Consider the following 22475-nt stretch of genomic DNA (forward strand, 5'->3'; position numbering starts at 1 on the left):
CCTGACCATCGCCGGACGGATCGGCGCCTCATGCGGGGGTCTGCGGTGCGGTGCGGTTGGTGACCCGCCGGGCCACCGGTTCGACGACACGGGCGGCGATCGGCCCGATGAACGCCATCAGCAGGACGTAGGTGGTCGCGAGCGCCGCGAGTTCGCCCTCGACGGCGCCCGCGGCCACGGCGAGTCCGGCGATGACGATCGAGAACTCGCCGCGCGGCACCAGTGCCGCGCCCGCCCTGGCCCGGCCTAGCCGGCCGACGCCGGACCGGCCGGCGGCCCACCAGCCGGTGGCGACCTTGGTCGCCGTCGTCACGACCGCGAGCACGACGGCCCACAGCAGCACCGGCGGGATCGACGCCGGGTCGGTGTTGAGGCCGAACACCACGAAGAACAGGGCGGCGAACAGGTCGCGCAGCGGTTCGAGGAGTTTCGTGGCGTTCTCGGCCGTCGACCCCGAGATCGCGATGCCCAGCAGGAACGCCCCGACCGCGGCCGACACCTGCAGCGCCGACGCCACGCCTGCCACGAGCAGGGCCGCGCCGAGCACGCGCAGCAGGAAGACCTCGCGGTCGTCGCTGTCGACGATCGCGGAGACGAACCGGCCGTACTTGATGGCCACGACCAGCACGACCGAGATGACCAACAGCGAGATGCCGACCGCCGTGAACCCGCCGAGCAGGCTCACCCCGCCCAGGACCGCGGTGAGGATCGGCAGGTAGAGCGCCATCGCCAGGTCCTCGAACACGAGGATCGACAGCACGACGGGCGTCTCCCGGTTACCGAGCCGGCCCAGGTCGCTGAGCACCTTCGCGACGATGCCCGACGAGGAGATGTAGGTGACGCCGGCGAGCACGAGCGCGCCGATCGGGCCCCAGCCGAGCATCAGCGCCACGATCGCGCCCGGGGCCGCGTTCAACACGAGGTCCACGACGCCCGCCAGCCACGACCGGCGCATCCCGGTGACCAATTCGGTCGCCGAGTACTCCAGACCCAGCAGCAACAGCAGCAGGACGACGCCGATCTCGCTCGCCAGATGCGTGAACTGGCTGATGTCGCCGAGCTGGATCAGACCACCCTCGCCGAAGCACAGCCCGCCCACGAGATAGAGCGGGAACGGCGACATGCCGATGCGCTGCGCCACCCTGCCCAGCACGCCGAGCAGGAAGAAGACCGCGCCGAGCTCGATCAGGGCGAGCGCCGTGTGGTCCACGCGCTATCCGTGCTGGAGGATCTTCGCCGCCGCGTCCAGCCCCTCGGCCGTGCCGACCGCGACGATCAGGTCGCCCGCCGTGAACGTGAAGTCCGGTGCGGGGGAGGCCTGGACCTGGCCGGCACGCATCACCGCGACCACCGACACCCCGGTGCGGGTGCGGATCTGCGCCTCGGCGAGCGCGCGCCCGTCGTACGGGGATCCGGCTTTGACGGCGAGTTGGCGGGTGTTGATGCCCGGCAGCTCCCGGTGCTCCTCGGTCAGCTGCGCGACCAGTTGCGGGGCGCCGAGCAGGTTCGCCAATGCGCCGGCCTCGTCGGTCGTCAGCGGCAGCGAGGCGAGGCAGGCGTCCGGATCGTCCGACTTCGACACGATCAGCTCGATCGCGCCGTCGCGGTGGTTGATGACACCTACCCGGCGGCCGTTCTCGGCCGCGAATTCCTTCCGGACGCCGATGCCCGGAAGTGGAGTCACTTCGACGTTCACGTGTTCCACGGTAACCCTCGAACGCACTGGTGGCACCGCGGTCGGGCCGGTCGCGGGTGGACCGTCCATTCTGGCCGGTCGCGCGGGGTGATCAGCCACTTTGTAAGATGTCCGTATTACAGGGCCGACCGAGGGATGGTGAAGCCGAGTGCTGGTGGCGATCGTGGCGCACTTCGTGCTCGCTGCGGTCCTTCCTTCGCTCGCAAATCGGTTCGGCCGGGTCGTCTTCCTCATCGGCGCGATCGCCCCCGCCGCGACCCTGGCGTACGCGCTGAGCAGGGCGGGCGAGGCGATCGGCGGCAACCCTCCGCTCGAGACGCTCGCGTGGGCTCCCGTCATCGGCCTCGAGTTCACGGCCCGGTTCGACGAGCTCGCCCTGTTGATGATCCTGCTGGTCAGCGGGGTCGGCACGGTCGTGCTCTGCTACTACTCCCGGTACGCCAAGCCCGACGACCACCGCACGGCCGCCCGCGACTCGGCACTGCTGGTCACGTTCGCCGGCGCGATGCTGGGCCTCGTCCTGGCCGACGACGTCATCTCCCTGTACCTGTTCTGGGAGATCACCACGATCGCCTCGTTCCTGCTCGTCGGCGGGGACGGCATCGCGAAACGTCTGCGGAACTCCGCGACCCAGGCGCTGCTGGTGACGGTGCTGGGCGGGCTGTCGCTGTTGCTGGGCCTGATCTTCCTGGGCACCGCGGCGGGCACGTTCCGCATCTCGGAGATCCTCGCCGACCCGCCCTCGGGCGCGATGGTCACCGCCGCGCTGGTGCTGATCATCGTCGGCGCGCTGACCAAGTCGGCGCAGGTGCCGTTCCACCCGTGGCTGCCCACCGCGATGGTCGCGCCGACCCCGGTCAGCGCCTACCTGCACGCCGCCGCGATGGTGAAGGCCGGCGTCTACCTCGTCGCGCGGTTCGCGCCCGGATTCGCCGATCATCCCGCGTGGTGGATCCCGATCGTCGTCTGCGGTCTGTGGACGATGCTGCTCGGCGGGTTCCGCGCGCTGCGTCAGTACGACCTCAAGACGCTGCTGGCCTACGGCACGGTCAGCCAGCTCGGCCTGCTGATGGTGCTGGTCGGGACGGGCACGTGGCTGTCGGCACTCGCGGCGGGCACGCTGATCCTCGCGCACGGATTGTTCAAGTCGGCGCTGTTCCTGACCGTCGGCATCATCGACAAGCGCGCGGGCACCCGCGACGTCCGCGAGCTGTCCGGCCTCGGCCGGCAGTGGCGGTTCCTGGCGGCCATGGCCACGCTGTCGCTGATGTCGATGGCGGGCCTGCCGCCGCTGCTGGGCTTCGTCGGCAAGGAGGCCGCACTCGAGGCGACCTTCCACGGCGACCCCGTCGACCTCCTGGTGGGCATCGGCGTCGCGATCGGCTCCGTGCTGACCGTCGTCTACAGCCTGCGCTTCCTGCGCGGGGCGTTCGGCACCAAACCCGACATGGAGCCGGCTCCGGCCGTGCGGTGCGGGCGCTTCATGACCGGCCTGGTCGCGATCCCGTCGCTGGCCGGGTTGGTGCTCGCGGTCACGCCGGGGCTCATCGAGCCGATCGTGGCCGGGTACGCCGGCGGCTTCGGCCCGGCCCCCGACTACCACCTCGCCCTCTGGCACGGCTTCACCCCGCCGCTGTTCATCAGCGCCGCCGTCATCGTCGCCGGTCTCCTCGTGCACCGCTTCGCCGGCGTGCAGCGCCTGGGCGGACACGTGCCGAAGGCCCTGCACGCCCAGACCTGGTACACCAAGGCGGTCGAGGGCATCGAGTCCGTGGCGCAGGGCGTGACCGGCCGCATCCAGGTCGGCTCGCTGCCGGTCTACCTGGGCATCACGCTCGTCACCCTCGTCGTCGTGCCCGGCGCGGGCCTGCTGTCCGGGGATGTCGAGTTCGGGCCGCTGCGCCTCTACGACAACTGGCTGCAGATCCCGGTCACGCTGCTGATCATGATCGCCGCCGTCACCGCCGTGATCGCCCGGCGCAGGCTCACCGCCGTGCTGCTCGCCGGCGTCGTCGGCTACGGCATCGGCGCCTGGTTCGTCCTCGACGGGGGCGCCGACCTCGCGTTGGTGCAGTTCCTCGTCGAGACCGTCACCATCGTCGTGTTCGTCTTCGTGATCCGCCGGTTCCCGCCGCGCTTCACCGAGGACAAGGCGTACGTGCACGGCCGGTGGGCCAAGGGCGTGATCGCCGGCGTCGCGGGCGTGTTCGTGGCCGTGCTCGCCGTGCTGTACTCCGGCTACACCTCGGGCATGCCCGCGGCGAGCCGCGAGTACATCGAGCGCGCCGAGGACTCGGCGGGCGCGACGAACGTCGTCAACGCGATCATCGTCGAGTTCCGGGCACTGGACACGATCGGCGAGATCGTCGTCCTCGTCATCGCGGCCACCGGCGCGGCCAGCCTCATCCTGGCGCGCTCGCGCAAGCGCGACGCCGACGACGGGACCGACGCCGACAGCGAGGACGGGACCGCCATGGTCGCCGGCGGTACCGGCGGTCCCGACGGTCCCGACAGTCCTGCAGTCGACACGCCGGAGGTGAGGTCGTGACCGACCGCCGCTCCGACGAGGCCCGCGACCCGGTGCCGTGGACCGAATGGGACAAGCCCCGCGAACGCTGGCTGATGACCGAGCAGGACACCTACTCCTGGCCGCGGTCGATGCTGCTCGAGGTGCTGGCCCGCGTGCTGTTCCCGACGGTGCTGGTGTTCTCGGTGTATCTGCTGATCGCGGGACACAACGACGCAGGCGGCGGGTTCAGCGGCGGCGTGGTCGGCGGTCTGGCGTTCGTGCTGCGCTACATCGCCGGCGGCAGCGCCGAACTGGCGATGGCCGTACGCGTGCGCCCACCCGTGGTCATCGGCGTCGGCCTGGCGATCGCCGTGCTCACCGCGCTCGTGCCGGTGCTGTTCGGCGAGAGCGTGCTCGCCTCCGGCATCTGGATCTACGAGGTGCCGGTGCTCGGTGAGGTCAAGTTGGCCTCGAACCTGCTGCTCGACCTCGGCGTCTACCTGCTGATCGTCGGCACCGTGGTGGACCTGCTGCGCACGATGGGCGGGGGCACCGAGGTCGGCGGACCCGGCGTGGACGGCGAAGAACTCGACGAAGAGAGAGGGTGAGGCCGCCGTGACCATCAACATCACCATGGCCATCACCCTCGCGGTGCTGTACGCGGCCGGCTTCTACCTGTTGATGCAGCGTTCGCTCATGCGCGTGATCCTCGGGATCGTGCTCCTCGGCCACGGGGCGAACCTGTTTCTGCAGGTGGCAGGCGGCCGCCGGGGGAGCCGACCTTCGTGGGCACCGGTCCGATCGACGACATGGTCGACCCGCTGCCGCAGGCGCTGGCGCTCACGGCCATCGTCATCACGTTCGCGCTGATCACCTTCCTGCTCGCCCTGGCCTACCGCTCGTGGGCGCTGCTCGGGCACGACGAGGTCCAGGACGACGTCGAGGACCGGCGCATCGCCGAGGCCGAACGGGCCGCGCAGGAGAGCGAGGACGAAGCCGCCGACGGTGAACGGGTCGCCGGTTTCGAGGCACCCGAGGCACCGGAGAGCCGGCCCGGTGAGGACGACGAGGAGGCGAGGCTGCGATGACCTTCCTCGTCGGACTTCCCGTCCTGCTGCCGCTGCTCGCGGCGGCCGTGTCGCTCATCGCCGGCCGTTCGCCGCTCGTGCAGCGCCTGCTGGGCGTCACGGTGCTCACGGCGATCGCCGGGGCCGCGGCGGTGCTGCTCGTGCAGGCCGACAGCAACGGCCCGGTCGTGCTGCGCCTCGGCGACTACGGCCCGCCGTTCGGCATCACGCTCGTGGCCGACCGGCTGGCGGCGCTGTTGCTGCTGGTGTCGGCGATCGTCACGCTCGCGGTGCTGATCTTCTCGATCGGCCAGCGCATCACCGACTACGGGCGCAAGACCGCCTCGACGGCGTTCCACCCGATGTACCTCGTGCTGTGCTCGGGTGTGTCGCTGGCGTACCTGACGAGCGACCTGTTCAACCTGTTCGTCGCGTTCGAGATCATGCTCGGCGCCTCGTACGTGCTCATCACGCGACGCGTGACGGCGCAGCGGGTGAAGCCGAGCGTGACGTACGTGATCGTCAGCCTCACCTCGTCGCTGCTGTTCATCACGATGATCGCCCTGGTCTACACGGCCACGGGCACGGTCAACCTGGCCGCGCTGCCCGAGCACATCGCGCAGCTGCCCGCCGGTGTGCAGTCCAGCCTGGCGCTGTTCATCGTGATCGTGTTCGGCATCAAGGCGGCCCTCGTGCCGCTGCACTTCTGGCTGCCCGACAGCTATCCGACGGCGCCGGCCCCGATCACGGCCGTGTTCGCCGCGCTGCTGACCAAGGTCGGCATCTACGCGCTGATCCGCACCCAGACGCTCGTGTTCGTCCACGACGACAGCTGGTCCGTGCTGCTCGGCCTCGCGCTCGTGACGATGATCGTCGGCGCGCTCGGCGCGATCGCGCAGAACGACCTCAACCGGATGCTGTCGTTCCTGCTGGTCAGCCACATCGGCTACATGATCTTCGGCCTCGCGCTGTTCAACGTGATCGGCATGGCCGGCGTGATCCTCTACGTCGTCCACCACATCACCGTGCAGGGCGCGCTGTTCCTGGTGAGCGGTCTGGTGACCCGACATACCGGCACGGTGTCGTTGAAGACGATGTCCGGCGTCGCCAAGGCCTATCCGCTGGTGGCCGTGCTGTTCGCGATCCCCGCGATGAGCCTGGGCGGCATCCCGCCGTTCTCCGGCTTCGTCGCCAAGATCGCGTTGCTGCAGGGCGGCGCCGAGGCCGGCACCCCGATGGCCATCGCCGCGACCGTCGGCGTCATCGTGGCGAGCCTGCTGACCCTCTACGCCGTCACCAAGATCTGGGTCGGGGCGTTCTGGGGACCGCGGGTCGAACCGTCGCCCGATCCCGACCCGAACGACGACGTGACCGTGGGCACCGGTTCGACCTCGCCGGCGATGCTCGGCGCGACGGGCGGGCTGGTGCTGGCGAGCGTGCTGATCGCCGTGTTCGCGGGACCGCTGGCCGACATGAGTGACCGCGCCGCCCACGATCTGCTGCACGACGAGGGCTACCGCGCGGCGGTGCTCGGAGAGGGGAACGGCTGATGCCCAGGCGCAGCATGCCCGGCACCCGCGTCGCGCCGTCGCTGGTGATCTGGCTCGTGATCGTGTGGATGCTGCTGTGGGGCTCGTTCGACGTGGCCACCGCGCTGTACGGGCTGATCGTGGCGCTGATCGTGCTCGTGCTGTTCCCGCTGCCGTCGCACCGGTGGAACATCTTCCGCAGGCCGTTGCGGCTGGCCGCGCTCACGGGCTACGTCCTGGTCGACCTGTTTGTCTCGGCCTACCGGTTCCTCGCCGAGACGGTGCGGGAACGGGGTCACGTGTCGGCGGCCATCATCGCCGTGCCCGTGCTGTCCGACGTCGACCATGTGATCGCCTCCGCCGCGAACGTCGTGTCGTTCGCGCCCGGCAAGTTCGTCCTGCAGATCGACCGGCCCGGCGGCATCTGGTACATCTACGCGACCGGCGTGCGCACCGCCGAGGACACGCACAAGGTCTACGACGACGTCATCGACCTGCAGCGCGTGGTCGTGTGGGCCTTCGGCGACGACGAGGAGGCGCCCGCCGCGAAGGCGCGTGCCGAGGAGGCGAAGCGCCAGCGGGACCGGTCCGCCGAGTGCAAGCCCCAGCGGCCCGCGCCGCTCGAGGCGGTCGCCGCGTCGGAGGCGGCGTACCGCGAGGCCGAACCCACCTCCGACACCACCTCCGGCGCCGAGCCCGAGGCTGCCGAGACCGACGGATCCGCGGGAGCCGGGACCGAGGGCGGGTCCGAGTCGGCCGAGAGCCGGGAGGGGGACCGATGAGCGGGATGACCATCGTCTACGCGATCACGTTCGGGATGCTCAGCCTGGCGGCGCTGCTGACCCTCGTGCGCATCGTCCGCGGCCCGCGGACACTGGACCGCATCCTGGCCATGGACGTGCTGGTGGTGCTGATCGTCGCCGGCACGTCGGTGGGCATGGCGATGTCGCTGCGCGGCATCTACATCGCCCTGCTCGTGGTGGTGGCGCTGCTCGGGTTCATCGGGACGGCCGCGGTGGTCCGGCTCGTCGAGCGGAGGGAGGAGTACCGATGACCGTGGTGGACTGGATCAGCGCGGTGCTGCTCATCTCCGGCGCGCTGTTCTGCGTGGTCGGGGCGTGGGGCATGCTGCGCCTGCCCGACATCCTCAGCCGGCTGCAGGCCGCGACGAAACCGCAGACGTTGGGTCTGCTGCTGATTCTCGCGGGCACCGCCGTGCGGCTCGAACCGCAGTACGCCGTGGGCCTGCTGGTTGCGGCGATGTTCCAGGTGATCACCACGCCGGTGCTGTCGCAGCTGGTCGGCCGCGCCACCTACCGGACGGGTGCGGTCGACCGTTCGACGCTCGTCGTCGACGAGCTGTCCGAACGCCTGCGTGCCGGCCGGAAGTGACCGGAAGGCAGAATGGGACGACGGTAGCCGTTCGGCGGCACACGCAGGCGAGTAGCGAGGAGAGACGTCGGTGACGGGAGCCCTACGCGGTGTGGTTGCGCTCGACGGGCCGTCGGGCACCGGCAAGACCACCGTGGCGCGCAAGTTGGCGGCCGCCCTCGGCGCCGGATTCCTCGACACGGGGGCGATGTACCGCCTCGTGACGTTGGCCGTGCTCGACGCCGGCGTCGACACCGAGGACGCGGACGCGGTCGCCGCCCTGGCCGAGGGGCTGACGCTGGACGTCGCGACGGATCCCGAGGCCCCGGCCGCGCGGCTCGACGGCACCGACGTCGGCGAGGCGATCCGCACCGCGCGGGTCGACGCCGCGGTGTCGGCGGTCTCGGCCGTGCCCGCCGTGCGGGAGCTGTTGGTGCGCAGGCAGCGGGCGCTCATCGCCGAGACGGTGGAGCGGGTCGGCGGCGTGGTCGTCGACGGCCGCGACATCGGCACCGTGGTCGCCCCCGACGCCCCGTTGAAGGTGTTCCTCACCGCCTCGGCGGAGGTGCGGGCCGCGCGCCGCGGCGCGCAGGACACCGCAGCCGGCCGGCCCGCCGACGAGGCGGCGGTGCTGGCGTCGGTGCAGCGCCGCGACCAGCTCGACTCCAGCAGGGCCGCATCGCCGCTGCGCGCCGCCGACGACGCGACGTGCTCGACACGTCGGAACTGTCGATCGAGCAGGTGCTGGCGGAGCTGACGGAGCTCGCGCGCGGGCGGGGGCTGCTCGAGCAGACGGCGGAGGCACGCCGGTGACCGCTGCCGACGGCGGCCGGGGAACCGGACTGCCGGACGGGTCCGTGCCGTGGCTGCACGACCTCGGACGAGGGATCGCGCGGCAGTTGTACCGGCCCGCGTACCGGTTGCGGGTCGAAGGTATGGATCGCGTGCCGCGCACCGGACCGGTGGTGCTGATCGCGAATCACAGCACGATGATCGAACCGCAGCTGATCTTCGGATTATTGCCGCGCCGTTCGGTGTTCCTGGTGAAGGACGAGATGTTCGAGGGCGCCGCGGGCCCGTGGCTGCGCAGGATCGGCCAGGTGCCCGTCAACCGGGGAGCGCCGGACCGCACCGCACTGACGACGGCGACCGGGGTGCTGCGCGACGGCGGGCTCGTGGGAGTGTTTCCCGAGGGCACGCGCGGTGCGGGGGACGTGAGTTCGGCGCATCATGGTGCGGCGTGGCTCGTGCGGATGTCCGGCGCCGTGGTGCAGCCGCTCGCGGTGCGCGGCACGTTGCGTCCCCCGGAGGACACCCGCAGGCGGCTGCGTCCGGTGGTGGACGTGGTGGCCGGAGAACCGTTCGCACTCGACGTCGAACGTGGGCGCAGCGGCCTGGCCGAGGCCACCGAGCGCCTGCGCACAGCGCTCGCCGATCTGGTCGCATCGGTGGATGCGACCAGAACCAGCGACAGGGAAGAGAAGCAGTAAGACATGACCGAAGCAGACGGCACGTGGTCCGACGAGGCCGAGTTCGCCACGCTCGACGAGCTGGGTGAGCAGGCGGGGACCGACGACGAGGGAGCCGTCGCGGCGCAGCCGGTGCTGGCCGTGGTCGGCAGGCCCAACGTGGGCAAGTCGACCCTGGTCAACCGCATCCTGGGACGCCGTGAGGCCGTCGTGCAGGACGTGCCGGGCGTGACCCGCGACCGCGTGGCCTACGACGCGCTGTGGGGCGGCAGGCGGTTCACGCTCGTCGACACCGGCGGGTGGGAACCCGACGCCGACGGCCTGCAGGGGTCGGTGGCCGCGCAGGCCGAGATGGCGATGTCCACGGCGGACGCCGTGCTGCTGGTGGTCGACGCGACCGTGGGCGCCACGGCGACCGACGAGGCCGTCGCGAAGGTGCTGCGCCGGTCGAAGCGGCCCGTGATCCTCGCGGCGAACAAGGTCGACGACCAGCGGCTGATCGCCGAGACGGCGTCGCTGTGGTCGCTCGGACTGGGCGAGCCGCTCCCGGTCAGTGCCTTGCACGGCCGCAGTTCCGGCGACCTGCTCGACGCGATCATGGCGGCCCTGCCGGAGGCGCCGCGGGAGAGGTTCGGCGGGGCGACCGGGCCGCGCCGGGTCGCCCTCGTCGGCAAGCCCAACGTGGGCAAATCGAGCCTGCTCAACAAACTCACCGGCGAAGAGCGGTCTGTTGTGGACGATGTCGCCGGCACCACCGTCGACCCCGTCGACTCGCTCGTCGAACTCGACGGGCAGCCGTGGCGGTTCGTCGACACCGCGGGTCTGCGCAAGCGCGTGCAGACGGCCAGCGGCATGGAGTACTACGCGTCGCTGCGCACGAAGACGGCGATCGACTCCGCCGAGGTCGTGATCGTCCTGCTGGATTCCAGCGAACCACTGTCCGAACAGGACCTGCGGATCATCACGATGGTCGCAGAGTCGGGCCGCGCGCTCGTGTTGGCGTTCAACAAGTGGGACCTCGTCGACGAGGACCGCAGGTATCAGCTCGAACGTGAGCTGGACCGCGGCCTGGTGCGGGTGCCGTGGGCCGAGCGGGTCAACGTGTCGGCCCTGACGGGCCGTGCGGTGCGCAAGCTCGCACCGGCGCTGCGCACGGCGCTCGAGTCCTGGGACCAGCGGGTGCCCACCGGTCAGCTCAACAGCTGGCTGTCCGACCTGGTGGCCGCGACGCCGCCGCCCGTGCGCGGCGGGAAGCAGCCGAAGGTGCTGTTCGCCACGCAGGCGGGAATCCGACCGCCCACGTTGGTGTTGTTCACAACGGGCTTCCTCGAGGCCGGGTACCGCCGGTTCGTCGAGCGCAAGTTCCGGGAGCGCTTCGGCTTTCCCGGTTCGCCCGTGCGGATCAACGTGCGGGTGCGCGAGAAGAAGCCGAGGAAGCAGCGGTAGGTCGAACACGCCCGCGGCGATCGGAAGAGGTGTCGAGATGGCGGATGCGGACGAGTTGTACTGGGTCGATTCCGATGTGCCTGTGCTCGACGGTGCGGTCCTGCTCTACCACCTGGACGGTTACGTCGACGCCGGTAGCGCCGGCGAGTTGTTGAGCGAGCACCTGACCGAGGCGTTCGACGGCCCGGTGGTGGCGCGGTTCGACGTCGACCGGCTGATCGACTACCGCTCGCGCAGGCCGACGATGACGTGGGACGGCGACACGTGGGTCGACTACGACGCGCCGGAGTTGACCGTGCGGTTGTTGCACGACGTCGACGGGACGCCGATGTTGCTGCTCAGCGGCCCGGAACCGGACCGCGAGTGGGAGGCGTTCGCCGAGGCGGTGCGCCGGCTCATCGAGCGGTGGCGGGTGCGGCTGGCCGTGCAGTTCCAGGGCATTCCGATGGCGGTGCCGCACACGCGCACGCTGGGCGTCACCGCGCACGGGACGCGCACGGATCTGGTGCGCCAGTTCAGCCCGACGTTCAACCGCGCGCAGGTGCCGGGCAACGCGGAGGCGCTCGTCGAGTTCCGCCTGGGCCAGGCCGGTCTGGACGCGGTGGGGTTCGCCGCGCACGTGCCGCACTACCTGGCGCAGTCGCGGTATCCGCAGGCCGCGTTGACGTTGATCGACGCGGTGCAGAAGGCGTCGGGCCTGACGTTGCCGGACGACGCGTTGCGCGAATCGGCGCGGCGCGCGGAGGTCGAGATCAACCGCCAGGTGTCGGACTCCGACGAGGCCGCCGACGTGGTGCGCAACCTCGAGCAGCAGTACGACGCGTTCGCCTCGTCGGAGAACAACCTGCTGGTGGGCGGCGAGGAGATCCCGACCGGCGACGATCTGGCCGATGAGTTCGAACGGTTCCTGGCGGGCGAGTCGGGCCCCGAGAACCCCTAGCCGGCGCCGTCACGACTGCGTGGCCGACCGTGCGTCGGCGAAGTCCGTGCGCTCCAACAGGGCGGACACGGCGATGCCGGCGACCAGTCCCCAGAACGCGGCGCCGATGTTCAGCAGGGTCACGTCCGACACGGTGACCAGGAACGCGACGAGCGCACCGAGGGTGAACCGGCCGCTGAAGGCGCTCACGAACGCGCCCTGCAGCGCGCGCAGCATCGCCAGTCCGCCGAGCACGGCGACGAAGGCCTCCGGCGTGGCCAGCATCAGCCGCACGAACGCGGGCGCGACGAGCCCGACGAGCATCGCCAGCACGCCGCACGCGATACCGGCGATGTAGTGCCGGTGCCGTTCGCCCGAGGCGGTCAGCAGGGCGTTCGTGGGGCCGGTCAGGCAGGTCGACACGGCACCGACCGCCGCCGCGGGCAGCGACCACAGGCCGCATGCCACCGTGGCGACGTTGATGGGCGGCCGGTGGCCCGCCTGGGACAACACGGCGATGCCCTGCCCGTTCTGCACGACCAGCACCGTGATGACCAGCGGGATGACGAGCTCGGCGATCGCGGCCCACGACCACTGCGGCGCCTGCAACATCGGCTGCGCCAACCAGCCCGCATCGCCCTCGACCGGGTCGAACCGGCCGGCCAGCGCCACCGTCGCGACGCCGGCCAGCAGCGCCCCCAGGATGGGCGGCAGCCGCCGCCCCAGCGCCGACACGACGCTCAGCAGCAGGAACACGCCCACCATCGGCACGGCCACGACGGCGTCCACGCCGAACGCGCCCACCAGGTCGAGGCCGAACTGCAGGAACACCCCGGCCACCATCGCCATCACGATCGGCATCGGCAGCGCCGCCATGACCGGGCGCACCCAACCGGTCAGGCCGATCGCCAGGATCACCAGCGCCGCCACGACGAATGCGCTCAGCACCTCCGGCCACGTCAGATGCGTGAGCGAACCGCCGACGACGACCGTGCCGGGGATCGTCCAGAAGAATGCGAGCGGTTGCCGGTAGAGCCACGAGGCCAGCGCCGTCAACAGGCCGTTGAGGAAGAAGATCCCGAAGATCCACGACGACAACTCCGCCGTCGACAACCCGCCCTGCACCCCGACCGTCATGATCACCGCGATCGGCCCCGTCGCCGCGAAGATCATGCCGATCAGGCCGTTCGACAGGTACGGCAGCGCCGTGTCTCGCCGCAATGTCCGCAGGTTCGGCAGCGGCGACGGTGGCCGCTCGAAGCGGGTCTGCGGCTCCGTGGGTTCGTCGGGCTCGGGCTCGGGTTCGGGTTTTTCGGGTGGCTCGGGGGACGTGGGGGAGGCGGTGGGGTTGTTCGTCGTCAACGTCTCGCCTCCTCGCCCGTTGAGGTGTACGGATTGTGAACTCTCGGGCGGAAAGCGTACGTGAGATGTGGTGGGGAAGGGAAGGGGTCGCATTGACCTCGCATTGATAAGCGGTAGGCGTGGATTGATTGACGTGGACTTGTAGTTCCATCGCCGTGTCAGCAATTCACGACACCGTGTTGGTGTTCTGTGTGCGAGATCTGCGGTTGGTGCCGCGAGATCTGCGTTCTCACGTGCGAGGTCTGCGTTCTTGACCGCGAGGTTTGCCTTTGGGGTTGGGATTGGGGCTTCGGGTGGGGCGCCTCGCCGGCTGGGCAGGTCTCCGGGATGTTCGGCGGCGTTGCCGCCCGGGTGAAGTGTCATCCCTCGACCTCGACTTGGGGTATCACACTGCAGTCAGGCGGAAGGTTTTCGTGGCTGCGGTGTTGGGGTTGGTTGGCGCCCTGACTGCAGTGTGATGGTTGCGGTTTAGGTCGACGGGATGACACTTCGCTGGGCAGTTCTGTGGGGTGGTGGGTGGCGGGTTTGGCCTTGCTTCGCTTCGGCGGTTGGCGATTTTGCGGGGCGGGGTTTGGTTACTTTGGGTTAGGTGTTGGTGTTGCCCGAATGGTCGATTTCGAGCGATCATATGTTCGGTATAGTTGGCTACATGAGAGATGTTGAGGGGATTGTTGAGACGGCTCGGTCGGTGCTTGCTGTGCGGGCTCGGGCTGATGCTGCCGAGGTGTCGTTTCTTGCTTCGCTCGACTCCGGGGCGTCGTCGGATTCGTGGGAGCGGCGGTCGCTTGCTGAGGCGTTGGCGCCTGAGCTTCGACTATCTCCTCAGGGGGTGTTGGATCGGATTCACACCGCGCTGGCGTTGACTCATCGGATGCCACGACTGCTTTCCGCTATGCGGGAGGGGCAGGTGGATCGGTATGGCGCTGAGCGGGTGTTGAACGTGGTCGCGCCGGTTTCCGATTCCGATGCACTCGAGGTCGACCGGCTACTGGAGGAGAAGCTTTCCCGTCTGTCTCTGACGGCGTGGCAGCCTCGGAATATGGCTTGGCATGCTTCGCAGATCGTCAAGCAGGTCGACCCCGGTGCCGAGACTGCCGCCGCACGCATGGCCCACGAAGGTCGGAAGGTCACCCTCGATCACGGCGTATACGCGCAGTCGCGCCTGTCTGCCGATCTGCCGTCCAACCTGGCGTCGGCGGCCTACGCGCGCGTCGATGCGATGGCTCGCAAGCTTCGGCTGGGTGACTCGTCGCGCAATCTCGACCAGCTACGAGCGGACGTCTTCGCGGACCTGCTTCTGGGCAACGATCCCGGCGTCCAGGTTCCCCAGTCGGCGGCGATGGTCTATCTCCACATGCCGATCGACACAGCGCTGTCGATGTCGGAGACCGGCGCCTCGATTGACGGGATCGGACCAATCCCGGCCGCTTATGCCCGGGAGATCATGACCAACCCCAAGTCGATCTGGCGGAAGGTCCTCTGCGACCCCGCCACCGGCAACCCGGTCGACCTCGGCCGATCCTCGTATCGTCCGAATTCGACGATCCGCAAGGTCGTCGAGGTCCGCGACCGGATGTGCGTCGTCCCGTGGTGCCGCAGGCCCGCTCGGCACTGCGACTTCGACCACCAACAACAGTGGGCCAAAGACCGCGGCTCAACATCGACCAGCAACGCCGCACCGCGCTGCCGCCGACATCACCGACTCAAGAACGCACCCGGCTGGACCCACCACTACAACCCGGCCCACGGCACGTCCTCCATCACCACACCGCTCGGCGTGACCTACACCGACAAGCGTGAAACCGTCCTCGAACCCCGATTGCCCGACACCGACGACACGCACGACGACGCGCCTGACAACGAACCGCCGCCCTTCTAACGGCCGCGCCGGCGCAAACCCCACGCCTCGTCGACCGCCGCGTCCGTGAGCACCTCGGCCGGAGGGCCTTCGCCCAACAGGCGACCCGCCGAGAGCAACCAACAATGGTCGGCGTCCTCGGCGCGGCCAGGTCGTGCGTCACGTGCACCGTCGTCGTGCCGCGCGCGGCCGCCTCGCGGAGCGCGTCCGCAATGACCTCCTGGGCGGCGACGTCCAGGCCGGCGGCCGGCTCGTCCAACAACAGCAGCGGCGAATCCTGCACCAAACCCTGCGCCACCAGGGTGCGCTGACGCTGGCCGCCCGACAACGAACTCAACCGGCGATCCGCCAGATCGGCGATACCCAACCGCTCCAACGCCTCCGCCACACGGTCGTGATCCTCGCGGCGCAGCCGACGCCACGGGCCACGATGAGGCCACCGGCCCATGCGCACCGTCTCGAGCACCGTGATGGGCAACCGCTCCGGGACCGCCGACTGTTGCACCACCAACGCCGGACGCCCACCCGACGGCAACTCCACACTCCCGGCCGTGGTCCGAACCACGCCTGCGACGGCGCCGAGCAACGTCGACTTGCCCGCACCGTTGGGGCCGACGATCGCCGTGACCGCCGCCCGCGGCAACCGAGCCGACACCTCCGTGACAACCGGTTTTCCGTCGTAACCGGCACACACGCCACGAAGCGTCGCCGCAGTCTCGTTCGTCGTCTGTGTCATGCCTCTCCCGAGTCGTCCCGCTTCACTCATTGTAATGAAAGTCGTTTTCACCTTATGGTGGCCCTCGTGGAGTGGTTGATCGAGCCGTTCGAGGTGTCGTTCGTGCAGCGCGCCCTGTGGGGCGGCGTGCTGGTGTCGATGATCTGCGCCCTTGCCGGCACCTGGGTCGTCATTCGCGGCATGGCGTTCCTCAGCGAGGCGATGGCACACGGCATGCTGCCCGGCGTCGCCGTCGCGTCCCTGACGGGATGGAACCTCATGCTCGGCGGCGCCGCCAGCGCGGCCGTCATGGCAGCAGGTGTGACCGTCCTCGGCCGAACCCGGCGGTTCGCCCAGGACACCGCCATCGGCCTGCTGTTCGTCGGCATGCTCGCGCTCGGCGTGATCATCGTGTCGTACTCACGCTCGTTCGCCGTCGACCTCACCGGCATCCTGTTCGGCGACGTACTGGCCGTACGCAGCACCGACCTCGTGCAACTCGGCATCGCACTCGGCGTCGCCGCCGTGGTGTGCGCCGCCGGCCACCGCGCATTCGTGGCACTCAGCTTCGACCCGCGCACCGCGACGACCCTGGGCCTGCGCCCCCGACTCGCGCACGGCGCACTGCTCGTGCTGCTGAGCCTGGCCATCATCTCCTCGCTGCACGTCGTCGGCACCCTGCTCGTCGTCGGCCTGCTCGTCGCACCGCCCGCGGCGGCCATGTTCTGGGCCGACCGCATTCCGATGATCATGCTCCTGTCCGCCGTCCTCGGCAGCGTCGCGACCGTCACCGGACTGCTGATCTCCTGGCACGCCGGCACGGCCGCGGGCCCCACGATCGCGCTCAGCGCCGTCGCCCTGTTCGCCGTCTCCGTGACGACCTCCCGCGCGCGTCGTCGCATCGCGCGCACCGCAACCCCGAGAGCACTCGAAAGGACAACGTGAGTCAGCGTCCGACCCCATCGCGGAACACGGCCGCGGCGGCCATCGTCCTGTGTGGACTGATGGTGGCCGCGTGCGGCAGTGACGGCCGATCGGCCGAACCCGCCGAATCCTCGCCCACACCCCACGGATACGTCGAAGGCGCCGAGGAAGCGGCCGAACCGCAACACCGCCTCGTCCTGACCGACGGCGACGGCGCCGGTGCCGCGTTCGACCTGCTGTCCGAGGAGACCACCGAACTCGAGGGCGGCGAGCCCGTCGACGGTGCCGTCACCGACGGCCGATTCGCCTACCTGGCGACCGGCAACGCGACCCGCGTCGTCGACAGTGGCGTGTGGACGGTCGACCACGGCGACCACAAGCACTACTACCGCGCACCCGTCCAGGAAGCGGGCTCGGTCGAGGGAACCGTCACCGACGCCTGGTCCGACACGGCGATCACCACCCTCGTCCGCGACGACGGCACCACGGTGCTGCTCGACCGGGAGCGACTCGAGGACGGAGAGGTCCAGGAGACCGACACCGTCGACGGGATCGCCGTGCCCTACGAACAGCACGTCGTCATCGCCGGGCCCGACGGCATCACCGTGCGAGACCGCGAGGGTGGTGACGTCGCCGACGTCCGCACGCCGTGCGAGGAGCCCCGGCACGCGGCGCTGACGACACGCGGTGTCGTGTTCGGCTGCGCCGACGGTGCCGTGCTCGTCGACGAGGACGACGGATCGTTCGCCGGCGAGACGATCGGCTACCAGGCGACCGGCCGGAGGGCGAGCTCGGCCCGTTCCAGCAACGTCCCGGCAGCGGCGTGCTCGCCGCGGAGGCGCAGGACGGCGTGTGGGCGCTCGACGTCGGCGACGGCGCATGGCAACACCTCGACGTGGCCGCCGACACCGGCGCCGACGTGGTCGCCGTGTCGGCCGCGGGGGAGGACGCCCCGGTCCTGGTGCTCACCGACGACGGCGCGCTGCACGCCTACGACGCCGCCACCGGAGAGCGGACGGCGTCCCAGCAGCTCATCGACGGCGACGTCGCCGACACCGCGTCGATCGCGGTCGACACCAGCCGCGCCTACGTCAACGACGCCGCGGCCTCCACGGTGCACGAGATCGACTACAACGACGACCTGCGGGTGGCGCGGACGTTCGACCTCGACGTCACCCCCGAGCACATGGTGGAGACCGGCCAGTGACCCTCCCGAACTCCCGGACCAATCCGGCACGACCGAGCAGGCGACCGACCCGGCGGCCGGCGTCCCGGCCGGCGGCCCGGCTGGCGGCACTCGGTGCCGCACTCGCACTCACCCTGACCGGCTGCTCCGCGGCCGGATCGAGCGGCGACAGCATCGTCGTGACCACGAACATCCTGGGTGACATCACCGCCGAGATCGTCGGCGACCAGGCGGACGTCACGGTGCTGATGCAGCCCAACGCCGATCCGCACTCGTTCGCGATCTCCGCGCAGCAGGCCGCGGATCTGGAACGGGCCGGACTGGTCGTCCACAACGGACTCGGCCTCGAGGAGGGCGTGCAGCGCAACGTCGACGCCGCCGTCGCCGAGGGCACGCCGACGATCGCCGTCGGCGAGGAGGTCGACCCGATGACCTACGCCGACGGTGGTTCCCAGGGCGAGCAGGACCCGCACTTCTGGACCGACCCGCAGCGGGTCCGTACGGCCGTCGAGGCCATCACCGACCGGGTGGTGCAGGACGTCGAGGGGGTCGACGAATCGGCGGTGCGGGCCAACGCGGAGCGGTACCTGGGCGAGATCGACGAGCTCGACACGTGGATGCAGGAGCAGTTCGACGAGATCCCGGACAGCGATCGCACGCTCGTGACCAACCACCACGTGTTCGGTTACCTCGCCGAGCGCTACGACTTCGACGTGCTGGGTGCGGTCATCCCGAGCGGTACGACCCTGGCCTCGCCGAGCCCCGCCGACCTGGAGGACCTCGCCGGAACCATCCGCGAGGCGGGTGTGCCCGCGATCTTCGCGGACTCGCCGGAGACCGACCGGCTGGCCCAGGTGCTCGCCGAGCAGGCCGGAGTGGACGTCCGCGTCGAGGCGCTGTTCTCCGAGTCGCTCACCGAAGCCGATGGTGAGGCACCGACCTATGTGGACATGATGCGCGCCAACACCGAGACGATCGCCGACAGTCTCGCCGGCCGCCCATAACGACGTCGCAAACACGGGAAACAACCGAAGGAGAACCATGCAACTCAATGTCCGAAAAGGACGCGTCGTGGCGGTGTCCGCGAGCGCGGCGCTGCTTGCGGTCGTCGGGGCCTGCGGCACCGACGACCAGGCCGCCGAGGGTGGCGGCGGTCAGCAGGGCGGCGGGAACATCGCCGATCCGGTGATGGTCACCTACGACGGCGGCATGTACGTGCTGGACGGCAACACTCTCGAGGTGCAGGCCGACGTCCCGATCGAGGGTTTCAACCGGCTCAACCCCGCCGGTGACGACCGGCACGTGTTCGTGTCCACCTCGGAGGGTTTCGAGCTCTTCGACGCGGTCGCGGGCGAGATGACGGACGTGTCGTTCCCGGGAGCCGAGCCCGGGCACGTCGTGCGCCACGCCGACCGCACTGTGCTGTTCACCGACGGCACCGGGCAGGTGCGCAGCTTCGACCCGCACGACCTCGGTGAGGGCATGCCGGAGGTCGAGGAGTACACCGCCGAGGAGCCGCACCACGGGGTCGCCGTGGAGCTGGAGAACGGCGGCATGGTCGTCACGCTCGGCAACGAGGAGGAGGCCAACGGCATCGCGGTGCTCGACGAGAACCGCGAGGAGGTCCTGCGCGAGGAGGACTGCCCGGGCGTGCACGGTGAGTCCGCCGCCCAGGGCGAGGCGATCGCGGTGGGCTGCGAGGACGGCGTGCTGATCTATAAGGACGGCGAGATCACCAAGGTCGACAGCCCGACCGAGTACGGCCGGATCGGCAACCAGGCGGGTTCGCCCGAGTCGCCGATCGTCCTCGGCGACTACAAGAAGGACGAGGACGCCGAGCTCGAGCGGCCGACCGAGATCGCACTGGTCGACACCGAGAACGCCGAACTGCAGCGGGTCGACCTGCCGGCCAGCTACACGTTCCGGTCGCTGGCGCGCGGCCCCGAGGGCGAGGCCCTCGTGCTCGGCACCGACGGCAAGATCCACGTCATCGACGAGCGTTCCGGTGAGCTGACCGACTCGATCGACGTGATCGGCGAGTGGAGCGAGCCGATGGAGTGGCAGGAGCCGCGTCCGGCGATCTTCGTCCGCGGGGAGACCGCGTACGTGTCGGACCCCGAGCAGCAGCAGCTGCACGCCGTGGACCTGGGCTCCGGCGAGGTCACGCAGACCGCTGACCTGGAGAACGCGCCGAACGAGCTGAGCGGCGTCGTGCACGAGCACTGAGCCAACCCCTGACTCGTGGCCGGTACCCCTGTTCTGCGGCGGTGCCGGCCACGAGTGCTGTGTGGGCGGCGTATCTTTGCCGGTGCACGAACGTCAGTACAAGGGGGTTCCATCGCAGATGACCGAACAGGTGATGCACGAGTCGGAGACACGCGAGTTCCAGGCCGAGGCGAAGCAGCTGCTGCGCCTCATGGTGCACTCGATCTACTCCGACAAGGACGTGTTCCTGCGCGAGCTGCTGTCGAACGCGTCCGACGCGTTGGACAAGCTCCGCCTCGAGTCGATGGTCGACAAGGAGCTCGACGTCGACACCTCGGATCTGCACATCGAGCTCGAGCGTGACCCGGTGGCGCGGACGTTGACGGTGCGGGACAACGGCATCGGCATGTCGCGCGACGACGTCGTCGGACTGATCGGCACGATCGCCCGCTCCGGCACCGCGGAACTGCTCGACAAGCTCACGCGGGCCAAGGAGACCCAGGGCAGCGAGCTCATCGGCCAGTTCGGCGTCGGTTTCTACTCGGCGTTCATGGTGGCCGACAAGGTGACCGTCGTGACCCGCAGAGCGGGGGAGTCGACGGGCACGCGGTGGGAGTCGGAGGGCGAGTCGACCTACACGGTCGCCGACGTCGACGACGCCCCGCAGGGCACGGCCGTGACGTTGCACCTGAAGCCGGTCGACACCGACGACGGCATGCACGACTACACCGACACGGGCGTGCTGCGCAGCATCGTCACCCGCTACTCGGACTTCCTGGCGTGGCCGATCCGCATGGAGGTCGAGCGGGTCAAGCCCGCCGAGACCGAGGATGGCGAGAGCGAGACGGTCCGCGAGTCCGAGACGCTGAACTCGATGAAGGCGCTGTGGGCGCGTCCGCGCAGCGAGGTCACCGACGCCGAGTACGCCGAGTTCTACAAGCACATCAGCCACGACTGGGCCGATCCGCTCGAGACGATGCGGCTGCAGGCCGAGGGCACGTTCGAGTACCAGGCGCTGCTGTTCCTGCCGTCCCGCGCGCCGATGGACCTGTTCACCCGCGACGCCAAGCGCGGGGTGCAGCTGTACGTCAAGCGCGTGTTCATCATGGACGACTGCGAAGAGCTGATGCCGGAGTACCTGCGGTTCGTCAAGGGTGTCGTCGACGCGCAGGACCTGTCGCTGAACGTCTCGCGGGAGATCCTGCAGCAGGACCGGCAGATCCGCGCGATGCAGCGCAGGCTCGCCAAGAAGGTGCTGTCCACCGTCTCCGGCCTCGTCCGTTCCGAGGAGCAGGCCGACCGCGACAAGTACCGCACGTTCTGGAACCAGTTCGGCACGTGCGTCAAGGAAGGCCTGGTCACCGACCCGGACAACCACGCGGACATCCTGGCGATCGCCTCCTTCGACTCGACCCGCTCGGCCGACGAGCAGACCACGCTCGCCGAGTACGTCGAGCGCATGCCCGAGGACCAGGAGCACATCTACTACCTGACCGGACGGTCCCGGGAGATGGTGGAGAAGTCGCCGCACATGGAGGCCTTCACCAGCAAGGGCGTCGAGGTGCTCATCCTGACCGATCAGATCGACGAGATGTGGGTCGAGGCGGGCGCCGAGTTCCAGGGCAAGCCGTTCCGCTCGATCGCGAAGGGTGAGGTCGACCTCGACTCCGGCTCGGCGGACGACGCGGCCGACGAGACCGCCAAGGAGGAGTTCGCCGGACTGCTGGAGTGGCTGCGCACCACCCTGTCCGACCACGTCAAGGACGTGCGGCTGTCGTCGCGGTTGACCACGTCGCCGGCCTGCCTCGTCGGCGACGAGGGCGATCTGAGCCCGGAGCTGCTGCGCATCTACAAGCAGATGGGTCAGCCGCTGCCGGACATCAAGCGCATCCTCGAGATCAACCCCGAGCACGCGCTGGTCACCGGGTTGCGGGAGTCCCACGCGAAGAACGCCGACGACCCGGCCCTCGGCGATGTCGCGCAGCTGCTGTACGGCACGACGTTGCTGGCCGAGGGTGAGGAACTGCCCGATCCGCACCGGTTCGCGCAGCTGCTCGCCGGCAGGCTCGCGGACGGTCTGGGCTGAACCACCTGGCCTGCACCACCGGCACCGCGTAGGGCGGATCGGGACGTTGTCCCGGTCCGCCCTTTTTCGTCCCACGAGCGGGCATTGTGCCGATTTTCTTCCCCGAAGGGGGAACCGCCGGGTTCGGGGGTGC

Annotated in this window: 19 protein-coding genes and 2 pseudogenes; 17 read left to right on the top strand and 4 right to left on the bottom strand. The window is 69.9% G+C overall.

Annotation, left to right across the window (positions count from 1 at the left end):
- Positions 1-28 precede the first annotated feature (28 nt).
- A complete protein-coding gene (locus BJF85_RS05710) occupies positions 29-1210 on the bottom strand; it encodes a cation:proton antiporter (RefSeq protein WP_075846065.1) in 1182 nt (393 codons plus the stop codon).
- 3 nt (positions 1211-1213) lie between these two features.
- Positions 1214-1696: a cation:proton antiporter regulatory subunit gene (locus BJF85_RS05715; RefSeq protein WP_075846108.1), complete on the bottom strand. Its 483-nt coding sequence runs from the start codon at positions 1694-1696 to the stop codon at positions 1214-1216.
- A gap of 148 nt (positions 1697-1844) precedes the next feature.
- On the opposite strand from BJF85_RS05715, the gene mbhE reads away from it, so the two are divergent.
- The 11 genes and pseudogenes from mbhE to BJF85_RS05770 all read left to right on the top strand — a co-directional run bounded on the left by mbhE (position 1845) and on the right by BJF85_RS05770 (position 12027).
- On the top strand, positions 1845-4244 hold the full coding sequence (gene mbhE, locus BJF85_RS05720; RefSeq protein WP_075846066.1) for a hydrogen gas-evolving membrane-bound hydrogenase subunit E: 2400 nt from the start codon (positions 1845-1847) through the stop codon (positions 4242-4244).
- Positions 4241-4813, top strand: a complete 573-nt coding sequence (locus BJF85_RS05725; RefSeq protein ID WP_075846067.1) for an MnhB domain-containing protein — start codon at positions 4241-4243, stop codon at positions 4811-4813. The genes mbhE and BJF85_RS05725 overlap by 4 nt, the downstream gene beginning before the upstream one ends.
- A gap of 7 nt (positions 4814-4820) precedes the next feature.
- Positions 4821-5293: pseudogene (locus tag BJF85_RS05730) on the top strand (Na(+)/H(+) antiporter subunit C).
- Positions 5290-6822 carry a Na+/H+ antiporter subunit D gene (locus BJF85_RS05735; protein WP_075846068.1) on the top strand — a complete coding sequence of 511 codons (1533 nt, stop codon included), beginning with the start codon at positions 5290-5292 and terminating at the stop codon, positions 6820-6822. Before BJF85_RS05730 ends, BJF85_RS05735 begins: the two are co-directional and overlap by 4 nt.
- Positions 6822-7583: a Na+/H+ antiporter subunit E gene (locus tag BJF85_RS05740; protein WP_075846069.1), complete on the top strand. Its 762-nt coding sequence runs from the start codon at positions 6822-6824 to the stop codon at positions 7581-7583. The genes BJF85_RS05735 and BJF85_RS05740 overlap by 1 nt, the downstream gene beginning before the upstream one ends.
- A gap of 5 nt (positions 7584-7588) precedes the next feature.
- Positions 7589-7855, top strand: coding sequence for a monovalent cation/H+ antiporter complex subunit F (locus BJF85_RS05745; RefSeq protein WP_075846070.1), 267 nt, complete (start codon positions 7589-7591; stop codon positions 7853-7855).
- The gene (gene mnhG / locus BJF85_RS05750) at positions 7852-8193 is read left to right on the top strand and encodes a monovalent cation/H(+) antiporter subunit G (protein ID WP_075846071.1); all 342 of its coding nucleotides are present in this window, start codon (positions 7852-7854) and stop codon (positions 8191-8193) included. The genes BJF85_RS05745 and mnhG overlap by 4 nt, the downstream gene beginning before the upstream one ends.
- Before the next feature lie 91 nt (positions 8194-8284).
- Positions 8285-8985: pseudogene (cmk, locus tag BJF85_RS05755) on the top strand ((d)CMP kinase).
- Complete coding sequence (locus BJF85_RS05760; RefSeq protein WP_075846072.1) at positions 8982-9662, top strand: 1-acyl-sn-glycerol-3-phosphate acyltransferase; 681 nt, start codon at positions 8982-8984, stop codon at positions 9660-9662. Before cmk ends, BJF85_RS05760 begins: the two are co-directional and overlap by 4 nt.
- A gap of 3 nt (positions 9663-9665) precedes the next feature.
- Positions 9666-11087, top strand: coding sequence for a ribosome biogenesis GTPase Der (gene der, locus BJF85_RS05765; RefSeq protein ID WP_075846073.1), 1422 nt, complete (start codon positions 9666-9668; stop codon positions 11085-11087).
- Between the two features lie 37 nt (positions 11088-11124).
- On the top strand, positions 11125-12027 hold the full coding sequence (locus tag BJF85_RS05770) for a proteasome assembly chaperone family protein (protein ID WP_075846074.1): 903 nt from the start codon (positions 11125-11127) through the stop codon (positions 12025-12027).
- Between the two features lie 9 nt (positions 12028-12036).
- On the opposite strand, the gene BJF85_RS05775 is transcribed toward BJF85_RS05770, so the two are convergent.
- Positions 12037-13368, bottom strand: a complete 1332-nt coding sequence (locus BJF85_RS05775; RefSeq protein WP_255375412.1) for a benzoate/H(+) symporter BenE family transporter — start codon at positions 13366-13368, stop codon at positions 12037-12039.
- Positions 13369-14017: 649 nt separating this feature from the next.
- Here BJF85_RS05775 and BJF85_RS05780 point away from each other — a divergent pair.
- The gene (locus BJF85_RS05780) at positions 14018-15247 is read left to right on the top strand and encodes an HNH endonuclease signature motif containing protein (RefSeq protein WP_075846110.1); all 1230 of its coding nucleotides are present in this window, start codon (positions 14018-14020) and stop codon (positions 15245-15247) included.
- Here the strand turns inward: BJF85_RS05780 and aztA are convergent.
- On the bottom strand, positions 15129-15992 hold the full coding sequence (gene aztA, locus BJF85_RS05785; protein ID WP_369822093.1) for a zinc ABC transporter ATP-binding protein AztA: 864 nt from the start codon (positions 15990-15992) through the stop codon (positions 15129-15131). The two genes, BJF85_RS05780 and aztA, sit on opposite strands and share 119 nt — an antisense overlap.
- Positions 15993-16028: 36 nt before the next feature.
- Between aztA and aztB the strand changes: the two genes are divergently transcribed.
- The 5 genes from aztB to htpG all read left to right on the top strand — a co-directional run bounded on the left by aztB (position 16029) and on the right by htpG (position 22342).
- Positions 16029-16886 (top strand): zinc ABC transporter permease AztB, encoded by an 858-nt coding sequence (gene aztB / locus BJF85_RS05790; RefSeq protein ID WP_075846111.1) that lies wholly within the window; start codon positions 16029-16031, stop codon positions 16884-16886.
- 802 nt (positions 16887-17688) lie between these two features.
- Complete coding sequence (locus tag BJF85_RS29675) at positions 17689-18072, top strand: hypothetical protein (protein WP_255375413.1); 384 nt, start codon at positions 17689-17691, stop codon at positions 18070-18072.
- Positions 18073-18152: 80 nt separating this feature from the next.
- Complete coding sequence (gene aztC, locus BJF85_RS05800) at positions 18153-19055, top strand: zinc ABC transporter substrate-binding protein AztC (protein ID WP_075846112.1); 903 nt, start codon at positions 18153-18155, stop codon at positions 19053-19055.
- Positions 19056-19092: 37 nt separating this feature from the next.
- Positions 19093-20277 (top strand): zinc metallochaperone AztD, encoded by a 1185-nt coding sequence (gene aztD / locus BJF85_RS05805; protein WP_075846075.1) that lies wholly within the window; start codon positions 19093-19095, stop codon positions 20275-20277.
- A gap of 118 nt (positions 20278-20395) precedes the next feature.
- Positions 20396-22342, top strand: a complete 1947-nt coding sequence (gene htpG, locus BJF85_RS05810) for a molecular chaperone HtpG (RefSeq protein WP_075846076.1) — start codon at positions 20396-20398, stop codon at positions 22340-22342.
- The last annotated feature ends 133 nt before the right edge of the window (positions 22343-22475 follow it).

Origin of the sequence: Saccharomonospora sp. CUA-673 (assembly GCF_001942305.1) — a bacterium.
Classification (GTDB): Bacteria; Actinomycetota; Actinomycetes; order Mycobacteriales; family Pseudonocardiaceae; genus Prauserella.

Coding starts and splice junctions, on each gene's coding strand:
- aztA (WP_369822093.1), bottom strand. CDS start 15,992: ATGAGTGAAGCGGGACGACTCGGGAGAGGCATGACACAGACGACGAAC.
- aztD (WP_075846075.1), top strand. CDS start 19,093: ATGCAACTCAATGTCCGAAAAGGACGCGTCGTGGCGGTGTCCGCGAGC.
- BJF85_RS05735 (WP_075846068.1), top strand. CDS start 5,290: ATGACCTTCCTCGTCGGACTTCCCGTCCTGCTGCCGCTGCTCGCGGCG.
- BJF85_RS05745 (WP_075846070.1), top strand. CDS start 7,589: ATGACCATCGTCTACGCGATCACGTTCGGGATGCTCAGCCTGGCGGCG.
- BJF85_RS05740 (WP_075846069.1), top strand. CDS start 6,822: ATGCCCAGGCGCAGCATGCCCGGCACCCGCGTCGCGCCGTCGCTGGTG.
- mnhG (WP_075846071.1), top strand. CDS start 7,852: ATGACCGTGGTGGACTGGATCAGCGCGGTGCTGCTCATCTCCGGCGCG.
- BJF85_RS05770 (WP_075846074.1), top strand. CDS start 11,125: ATGGCGGATGCGGACGAGTTGTACTGGGTCGATTCCGATGTGCCTGTG.
- der (WP_075846073.1), top strand. CDS start 9,666: ATGACCGAAGCAGACGGCACGTGGTCCGACGAGGCCGAGTTCGCCACG.
- BJF85_RS05780 (WP_075846110.1), top strand. CDS start 14,018: ATGAGAGATGTTGAGGGGATTGTTGAGACGGCTCGGTCGGTGCTTGCT.
- htpG (WP_075846076.1), top strand. CDS start 20,396: ATGACCGAACAGGTGATGCACGAGTCGGAGACACGCGAGTTCCAGGCC.